Origin of the sequence: Qipengyuania sp., assembly GCF_043423005.1 — a bacterium.
Classification (GTDB): Bacteria; Pseudomonadota; Alphaproteobacteria; order Sphingomonadales; family Sphingomonadaceae; genus Qipengyuania.
Map to the genome: position 1 here is coordinate 1 of NZ_JBHWMI010000022.1, position 9,087 is coordinate 9,087.

General features: G+C 64.3%; 8 protein-coding genes and 1 riboswitch. Of the genes, 1 reads left to right on the forward strand and 7 read right to left on the reverse strand.

What is annotated here, in order from left to right:
* Window positions 1-244 (reverse strand): hypothetical protein (locus tag ACHFFA_RS04110; protein WP_394269574.1); only part of this gene is annotated, 244 nt, incomplete at its 3' end.
* A gap of 78 nt (window positions 245-322) precedes the next feature.
* Here ACHFFA_RS04110 and ACHFFA_RS04115 point away from each other — a divergent pair.
* Window positions 323-811 carry a YaiI/YqxD family protein gene (locus ACHFFA_RS04115; RefSeq protein ID WP_394269575.1) on the forward strand — a complete coding sequence of 163 codons (489 nt, stop codon included), beginning with the start codon at window positions 323-325 and terminating at the stop codon, window positions 809-811.
* Window positions 812-816: 5 nt separating this feature from the next.
* On the opposite strand, the gene ACHFFA_RS04120 is transcribed toward ACHFFA_RS04115, so the two are convergent.
* The 6 genes from ACHFFA_RS04120 to ACHFFA_RS04145 form a co-directional block, all read right to left on the reverse strand.
* Complete coding sequence (locus tag ACHFFA_RS04120; RefSeq protein WP_394269576.1) at window positions 817-1,428, reverse strand: hypothetical protein; 612 nt, start codon at window positions 1,426-1,428, stop codon at window positions 817-819.
* On the reverse strand, window positions 1,425-1,973 hold the full coding sequence (locus ACHFFA_RS04125) for a DUF488 family protein (RefSeq protein ID WP_394269577.1): 549 nt from the start codon (window positions 1,971-1,973) through the stop codon (window positions 1,425-1,427). The genes ACHFFA_RS04120 and ACHFFA_RS04125 overlap by 4 nt, the downstream gene beginning before the upstream one ends.
* Complete coding sequence (locus tag ACHFFA_RS04130) at window positions 1,918-2,454, reverse strand: DUF488 family protein (protein ID WP_394269578.1); 537 nt, start codon at window positions 2,452-2,454, stop codon at window positions 1,918-1,920. The genes ACHFFA_RS04125 and ACHFFA_RS04130 overlap by 56 nt, the downstream gene beginning before the upstream one ends.
* Window positions 2,455-2,590: 136 nt before the next feature.
* Entirely contained in the window at window positions 2,591-4,450 is a 1,860-nt protein-coding gene (gene thiC / locus ACHFFA_RS04135) for a phosphomethylpyrimidine synthase ThiC (RefSeq protein ID WP_394269579.1), read from the reverse strand.
* 38 nt (window positions 4,451-4,488) lie between these two features.
* Window positions 4,489-4,597: riboswitch (TPP riboswitch) on the reverse strand.
* 107 nt (window positions 4,598-4,704) lie between these two features.
* Window positions 4,705-7,962, reverse strand: a complete 3,258-nt coding sequence (locus ACHFFA_RS04140; RefSeq protein ID WP_394269580.1) for a beta strand repeat-containing protein — start codon at window positions 7,960-7,962, stop codon at window positions 4,705-4,707.
* A gap of 248 nt (window positions 7,963-8,210) precedes the next feature.
* Window positions 8,211-9,087 (reverse strand): aminotransferase class I/II-fold pyridoxal phosphate-dependent enzyme (locus ACHFFA_RS04145; RefSeq protein WP_394269581.1); only part of this gene is annotated, 877 nt, incomplete at its 5' end.

Genomic DNA, 9,087 nt, shown 5'->3' on the forward strand with positions numbered 1-9,087 from the left:
CACTGGCCCGCGCATTCTCGAACGCCGGAGCGAACCGCGTCCCCGCCAGCCGCGCCCGCATCCGATAGGCCGACTGCCGCCCCATCCCCACCGCCCGCGCCGCCCCGGCGACCGACCCGCAACCCGCCAGCGCTTCGAGAAAGGCGACCACCTTGGGCATGGTCCAGCGATAGTCGGCGGCGCTCTGGCGGGCTTTTGGCGCGGGGGCGGTGGCGGGCGCGGCGGAGGGATTGGGCGTCTTCATCGGACAGGATAAGGCACAGCCGGGCGCGTGTAGGACAGGGCTTTTGCCGCGTGCCGCGCATACGGCTATGCCCGCAGTGTGGAGCCCGCACCCATCCCCCCTGTAACGATCCTCGTCGATGCCGACGCCTGCCCGGTGAAGGAGGAGATCTACGGCGTGGCCGAGCGCCACGGCGCGCACGTCCGCGTGGTCAGCAACCAGATGTTCCGCGTGCCCGTGAGCGCGCGGGTAAAGCGGGTGGTGGTGTCGGACGCATTCGACGCGGCGGACGACTGGATCGCGGAGCACGCCGGGCCGAGGACGCTGGTGGTGACCGGCGACATTTTGCTGGCGGACCGCGCGCTGAAGGCTGGCGCGAGCGTGCTGGCGCACACTGGCAAGCCCTTCGATGCCGGGAGCATCGGCGGCGCGATTGCCACCCGCGCGATCAGGGCCGACCTGCGCGCCGGGATGGACGGGCCTTTGGGTGGCAGCGGCGGCGGCCCGGCACCGTTCCGCAAGGAGGACCGCTCGCGGTTCCTGCAGGCGCTGGACCGGGAGTTGGTGCGGTTGGGGAGGGTGAACTAAGAAAGTTAGTACCAGCCCGACAACTGAAGATAACACCTCTCTTCCAAGCCATCTACGTCATCTGGTTTCCACCAGCGCGCGAGTGACACGCGGATTAGTGTACCCGATGGTATGGTCTGGATCGCATCACTTTCGCCAACGTATGACATGCCCTTGGCCTGACTGAGAAAGCCTTGTGGATAATCGTAATGTTTCGCGTCTGCCCGCAGCCTTAACTCCTTGTCTGAGATCCAAAATCCCGTGCTTTGGCTGGGAACGCCGCGCGAATGACTGACAAAGCCGTTTCCTTTAGCAGTGAAACCAAGCACGCCGTCAAAAAGCTGGCTGATCCCACCAGTCCACGCTGGCGCCAATTCTAAGATCGTGTCGCGAACGTCACTGGCCGAAGCGGCCTTAGTTCCGCTAGCACACACAACATCCTCAACATGAGGCGGCGTTAGGCCGGTCATAGCAGTGTAATTCAGGTCCCAGATATCACCAATTTGAAACGGCGCCGATGTATCCCAATTCTGTCCATTCGGATTGAGCAATCGAAGAGAAGTTCCATCCTGCGCGATGCCCCCAATACAGCGACCGCTGCCGGACATTTTTGTTCGGCTTACAATTAAAGTTTTCATGGCCTCAAATGCTCCACGGGCCCACCAACGCCCATTAGCTCAACAAGGTGGTCTGCGGCTAATGAACGGTGACATGCGGTTGGTGGCCCTTCAACACAGAAGAGGGCAGCTACTTCTGCTCCTTGAAGGTCGCGCTTAAAAAAATCTGCACTGAATCGGTCTAAAATTTCAGACTTGTATCTATCGACGAAATCGTCGGAGAGGCGTAAGCGATCGCTCTTCTTCACAGCCGAATGTCGGTCAGTGGATTTTTGCGCTTCTCGTATGTCTTGGGTCGGCGCGAGGCCAACGGCATGGACATACCTTATGCCCTCCGCTTTCAAACGATCCTGAAGTCGAATACTGTTGAGGAACGCGTACCTCGATCCTCGCATACCTCGACGACGTCGCACATCAACGAACGTATCGACATGATACTCTCTCAAACGTTTGAAAAAGGCCTCTTCAGAAAACCCGTAGCCACCAATCGTTAAAATTCGCATAAGCTTCCTAGCGATAAGACTTTCTGGATGTAAAGCTATCGCCAAACATGTCCGCTTGTCCATTTGTGAGAGATGCAATGACGCTATCTTGGCTCTGATATGAGCCGTCGGGCAAAATGTGGGTTACACGAATACCGGCATCATCGAGCGCTACAGCAATAAGCTTCGCCCGATGGCATTGCGAAGGCGCGCCCTCGCTACATAAAAGGCAAATCCTTAGATTTTGGTTATAGGCGCTTTTCAGTCGGGCAATACCTTTCTTGAAGAAGCCCTTCTCAGCGATCTTTGAATAATCAGCCTTTCCATCGCTGTAGCAGTCATCAGATTTAGGGCGCCCTCCGAGTTGGTCACCCATAAATACATATTTCATGCCCCGCTGCGAAAGATTTGATTCTAAAATGTCTTTTGAGAAATCCGGACTAAATTTCGAAAATGGCGAAGACCTTACGTCGATAACGTATTCAACGTTGGCGCGCTTCAATTGGTCGATCACCGTTTCCAGCGAGCGGTTACCGTATCCTATGCTATAAATTTCGGCGGTCATATCGGGGTGATGCATAATATCCGATCATTTTCTTATCTAGGCGTCATCCGTGCGGCTCGCATATTTAACCACTGCAAATCTCTTTCGGACCAGTGTGTCAATTGGCAAGTCAGACTCTGTCATTTGAGGCCTAACCCTACTCCCTTCCACCCGCGCCTATATAAAGTTCGCTGCCCGTCTCGCGGAACACGCGGCTCATGTCCGCCATGCCCGCCTCGGCTTCCTCCGACGCCACAAAGCTCTCCACCCCCGAATTCTGCTTCGCCGCGAAATCCCGCACTTCCTGCGTGATCTTCATCGAGCAGAACTTCGGCCCGCACATCGAGCAGAAGTGCGCGGTCTTGGCGCCTTCCGCAGGCAGGGTCTGGTCGTGGTATTGCTCGGCGGTGTCGGGGTCGAGGCTGAGGTTGAACTGGTCGCGCCAGCGGAATTCGAAGCGGGCGCGGCTCAGCGCGTCGTCGCGGACCTTGGCGGCCGGGTGGCCCTTGGCAAGGTCGGCGGCGTGGGCGGCGAGCTTGTAGGTGACCACGCCCACCTTCACGTCGTCGCGGTCGGGCAGGCCGAGGTGCTCCTTGGGCGTGACGTAGCAGAGCATCGCGGTGCCGAACCACCCGATCATCGCCGCGCCGATGCCGCTGGTGATGTGGTCGTACCCGGGCGCGATATCGGTGACGAGCGGCCCGAGGGTGTAGAACGGCGCCTCGCCGCAGGCCTCCAGCTGCTTGTCCATGTTCTCCTTGATCTTGTGCATCGGCACGTGGCCGGGGCCTTCGATCATCACCTGCACGTCCTGCTCCCAGGCGCGCCTGGTCAGTTCGCCCAGCGTATAGAGCTCGGCGAACTGCGCCTCGTCATTGGCATCGGCGATGGAGCCGGGGCGCAGGCCGTCGCCCAGCGAATAGGCGATGTCGTAGGCCTTCATGATCTCGGTGATCTCGTCGAAGCGTTCGTAAAGGAAGCTCTCCTTGTGATGCGCGAGGCACCATTTCGCCATGATCGAGCCGCCGCGGCTGACGATGCCGGTGACGCGCTTGGCGGTCATCGGGACATAGGGGAGGCGCACGCCGGCGTGGATGGTGAAGTAGTCGACGCCCTGTTCGGCCTGCTCGATCAGCGTGTCGCGGAAGATGTCCCAGGTGAGGTCCTCGGCCACGCCGCCGACCTTTTCGAGCGCCTGGTAGATCGGCACGGTGCCGATGGGGACGGGGCTGTTGCGGATGATCCATTCGCGGGTGTCGTGGATGGTGCGCCCGGTGCTGAGGTCCATCACCGTGTCGGCGCCCCAGCGGATCGCCCAGACCATCTTGTCGACTTCCGATGCGACATCGCTGGCGACGGCGGAATTGCCGATATTAGCGTTGATCTTGATGAGGAAGTTGCGCCCGATCGCCATCGGTTCGGTTTCGGGGTGGTTGATGTTGGCCGGGATGATCGCGCGGCCGCGGGCAACCTCCTCGCGGACGAATTCGGGGGTGACGCAATCGGGGATGCTGGCGCCCCAGCTTTCGCCGTCGGCCCGGTCTTTCAGCATCGCGCGGCCGAGGTTCTCGCGCTCGGCCACATATTCCATTTCCGGGGTGACGATGCCGCGGCGGGCGTAGTGCATCTGGCTGACGTTCAGCCCGGGCCGGGCGCGCAGGACGCGGCGGGCGACGTTGGGGAAGGCCGGGACGCCGCCCGACCGGTCAGGGCCGAGCTGGCCGTTGTCTTCCGGGCGCACTTCGCGGGCGGCATAGTCCTCGACGTCGCCGCGGGCGAGGATCCAGTCGCGCCGCTTGGCCGCCAGTCCGGCGCGGATGTCGATGGTTGCGGCGGGGTCGGTATAGGGGCCGCTGGTATCGTAGACGCGCACCGGGTCCTCGCCCCCGGCAAGGTCGATCTCGCGCATGGCGACATGGACGCCGTTGCCGCTGCGGGCGGCGACCTCGACCTTGCGGCTGCCGCGGATCGGGCCGGTGGTCACTCCGATTTCGAGCTTGCTGTTGATATCGGCCATGCGCGTCGTCTCCTTCGGGCGAACGGGAGAAGGCATGCAGGTGCGCGCCGACCACTCCCTCCGCCGATGCTAATCGGTTCAGGTTCGACGGGTCGGGTGGCGCTACCCACCCCTCTCAGCCGCCAGCAGGCTCCCCGGGGATGGCCGCGAGGATAGAGCCGCCACGCCGCCGCGTCCAGCGCCCAAACGACAGGCGCGCCGCCCCCGATCAAAGGGACGACGCGCCGGTTGCCGCTATGTACTCGCGCCGTGGCCTAGAAGATCGAGTCCGCGTGAAGGACGTCCATCTTGCCCATGTCGAGCGGCGCCATCGCGCTGCCGCCGCCGACGAGGAAATCGTCCGCCGAAAGCACCGTGCCGGCATCGACCCGGGCGAACAGGACCGCATCGCCTGATCCCGAACCATCGGCGTCGTAGAACAGCTCGCCGGTGGTCTGGTTGTAGACGATCACGTCATCGGCATCCTGCGCCGCCGTGCCGACGCGGAAGGAGTCGGGATCGAGCGCACCGCTCGACTGGAGCGCCGTGAAGACCGACAGGTTGAGGATGATCGTGTCATCCCCGGTGAAATCGTCGATCGTATCGACATTGCCGGCTCCCAGCGCGGTGCTGAAGACGAACCGGTCGGCACCTGCCCCCCCGACGAGCAGGTCGTTCCCGGCCTGGCCGCGCAGGACGTCGTTTCCGGTTCCGCCATAGAGTCTGTCGTTGCCGTCACCGCCCGACAGCTGGTCGTTTCCGGCACCGGCGATCAGGACATCGTCCTCGCCCAGGCCGAGCAGCCGGTCGTCCCCGCCGAAGGTCTCGATCCGGTTCTGGCCGAAGCTGCCGACGCGCACGTCATCGCCCGAGCTGCCGAGGAAGGTCTGCGCCCCGCTGTAATAGCCAAGGTTGGGGCGCCCGATGTCGGCAGCGTTGACGTTCTCGAGCGTCATCAGGGTCTGGTAGTTGTTCGCGCCGCCATCGACATCGACCTGGATCAGCGCGTCGCTTCCCGACTGGATCACTCGTGCAAAGCCCAGAAGGAAGGGATTGCCGGTGCCGTCCCAGCCTTCGAGCACGGTGTCGAAGAAGTTGCTGAGGACGATCTGGTCACCGCCGAGCCCGACGGTGAAGTCGGTCACGGTGATGAGGTTGTCGATATCGAGATCGTCGACCGAGCCATAGACCCAGACCGAATCCGAACCATCGCCAAGGGTTACCGTCGCCTCGACCCCGGTGGTGTAGAAATTGACCCGGTCGAACCCCGGCCCGGCCAGGACTGTGGCCGACCCGTCGATCCCGCGAAGGGTGATGGTGTCGTTGTTGGTTCCGCCCAGGATGGTCGCGGTCGAACCGTTCTGGGTGTCGAACAGGATCGTATCGCGGCCCAGCCCGCCATCGAGCGTGACGTCGCCGGCAGCGGCGAAGGTGTTGCGGATGACGCTGAGATCGTCGTCGCCGGCGTCGCCGTACAGACGATCCGAACCGCCGAGGGTGTCGTTCAGCATGTCGTTTCCGTCACCGCCGTTGAGCGTATCGTCACCCAGCTGCCCGTCGAGCATGTCGTTGCCGCCCTGCCCGTTGAGCACGTCGTCGCCGGCGCCGCCCACGATGTTGTCACGGCCCTGCCCGCCGGTCACCGTATCGTCGCCGGCACCGGCTTCGATGGTGAGGAAGCCGGCATAGGAATAGTCGGGTCCGACGCTGATGGTATCCGCGCCGGTGGTCCCGGTCGCACGCGTGCCGGTGGCGATGACGATGTTCGACGGTGCCGGTGCGGCCCCGTTGGGTGCAAAGTCAAAATTGGCTGCCGTGACATCGCCGAGGCTGGTGTCGGAGAAGGTCACGAGATCGTCGAACTGCGATCCGCCGGCCGTACCGTCGGCATCGAGACGCAGCACCACGTCCGCCCCGACCTGCACCAGCGAAAGGTAGCCGCCGGCAAAGGGATTGCTGTTGCCGTCCCAGGTGCTGTCGATGTTGGCGAGCAGTTCGGCAACCGTCACCCGGTCCCCGCCAGATCCGAAGGCGAAATCGGTGACCACGATGTTGCCCGCGGTGGAGAACTGGCCAAGCGCACCAACCAGGCTGAGCGTATCGCGGCCCGCGCCGAGCGTCACGTTGGCCGAAATCCCGGCGAACTGGACCTGGACCGTATCGTCGCCGACGCCCGCGCGCACGGTGGCCGTGCCGCCGGTGCCCCGGACGAGAATCTGGTCGGCCCCGTCGTCGCCGGTCATCAGGACATCGGACCCGTTGTAGATCGCCGCCAGCAGCGTGTCGTTGCCGGCCCCGCCCTCAAGGGTGGAGGCGGCATCGGGATCGGCCTGCGACCGGGCGAGATAAAGGTAATCGTCGCCGTTGCCGCCGCTCAGCGCATCCGCGCCGCCGGTCACGTCGGAGAGGTAGTCCGCCCCGTCGTTGCCGTTGATCGTATCGTTATCCGCGCCGCCGTAGAGCTGATCGCGTCCGGCGGTGTTGCTGCCTTCGATGACGTTATCGCCCGGACCGCCATAGACCGTGCCGGCGGCGGTCAGGGTGATGCTGTCATCCCCGGCCCCGCCATAGACGGTTCCGCCCGCCGCGCTGATGACGTCGTCGCCCGCGCCGCCGAAGGTCGTGTTGCCCGAAGTGGTCACCGAGCTGGGGGTGGCCGAACCGTCGGGTGCGAATTCGAAGTTCGCGGCGGTGAAGCTGCCGACCGAGGTGCCGGCGAAGCGGACGAACTCGACATAGCCGTTGGCGCCTCCGTCAAGGTCGATTGACAGCACCGTGTCACCGCCGTCCTGCGTCAGCGACAGATGGCCCGAGGCGAAGGGGTTCTGTGCGCCATCCCAATTGTCGAGCACTTCCGCCAGGAGGTCCGCCATCACCAGCGTATCGCCGCTGGCGCCGGCTTCGAAGTCGGTCACCAGGACCGGCGCGGCGAGGGAGAAGAACTCGCGGTCGGCCTGGAAGATCAGGGTATCCCGGCCACCGCCGAGGGTGACCGTGTAGTTCACCCCTTCGAGCGTCAGGTCCACGGTATCGGCCTGCGCGCCGGCATCGACGATCGCCGTGCCCAAGGCGCCGGAAACGGTGATCGTGTCCGATCCCGAACCGCCGAACAGGCGCCCGGTCGAGCCATTGTCGGTCAGGAATTGCAGCGTGTCGCCATCGATGCCGCCGTCGAGGGTGACGGTCGCCGCGCGCATCGTCACCAGCCGGTCGACTTCGATACGGTCGGCCCCCGCCTCGCCATAGAGGCGATCGTTGCCACCATCGGAATCGTAGAGATAATCCGCGCCCGCCCCGCCATAGACGGTGTCGTTCCCGGTCTCGCCGGTCAGCGTGTCGTTGCCCAGCAGGCCGCGGATCACATCCTGCCCGCTGCCGCCGTAGATGATGTCGCCCTGATCGCCGCCGTCGATCTCATCCGCGCCGGCACCGCCGTCGATAAGATTGGGCCCGCCATCGCGGCCGATGATGCGATCATCGCCGACGCTGCCGACCGTGCTGTACTGGTTCGAGGGGACGCGAATGAAAACCATGAATAACGCTCCGATTGGGCCCGCAGGCTCATGTTCCTGTATGTCGGTGGATTACAGCCTGTTCTGCACTGCTCGAAAAGGTATGCGGCCCGCTTTGTTCCCTGGCGCGGACAACCCCGTGCCAACCGGGGACAGCGCCAAATGCAACCGCGCCGGCCGCGCGGTCCGGTTGCCCGATCAGCGGACCACATCTGGCCTTGCTGCTGCTTGAATGAAGCGGTGCGGCCGCGGCCGGCAGGTGCGCCTGGTCAGCCCTGCCCGACCGCCTCGAGCGCGGCCACGAAGGCCTCGATATTGCCGCGATGCAGCCCGGCGACATTGATGCGGCCCGAAGCGGCCATGTAGATCGCGTGTTCGTCGCGCAGGCGATCGATATGCCCTTTGCCGAGCGCAAGCATTGCAAAGAGGCCATGCTGCCGGGTCAGCGCCTTCAGCCCCAGCCCGGGCGCCCGCTGGTCCGCAGCCGCCAGTTGCTCGCGTACTTCGCAGATGCGCGTGCGCATCCCGGTCAGTTCCTCCTGCCACTGGCGGGTCAGGCGCTCGTCGGACAGGATCAGCCGCACGGCTGCCGCTCCGTGATCGGGCGGCATCGACCAGGTTGCCCGGGCAAAGGCGTTGGCGTTGGACAGGATCGCCGGCAACTGGCCGGGGGCGCGGGCAAGGACGTAGAACGCGCCCACCCGGTCGCGGTAGAGGCCGAAGTTCTTGTCGCAGCTGTACGCGACCAGCGCCTCGGGCACCGCCGCCAGCACGGCACGTGCGCCGGCGACGTCCGCCGCCATGCCCTCGCCCAGGCCCTGGTAGGCGATGTCGATGATCGGCAGCACCCGCCCGTCGGCGAGGGCGGCCGCGATCCTGTCCCAGTCGGCGGCGGTGTAATCCACCCCGGTAGGGTTGTGGCAGCAACCGTGGAGCAGCACCGCCTCGCCTTCGCCGGCGGCCTCGATCAGCGACAGCACCGCCTCGACATCGGCCGAGCCGTCCTCGCACGCATGGTTGAAGCCGGCGCATTCGATGCCGACGTCTTCGATGATCTGGGCGTGGTTGGGCCAGCTCGGCAGGCCCAGATGGATGCACTTCACCCCGGCCCGCGCCGCCAGCGCCACCGCCAGCCGCACGCCGCCG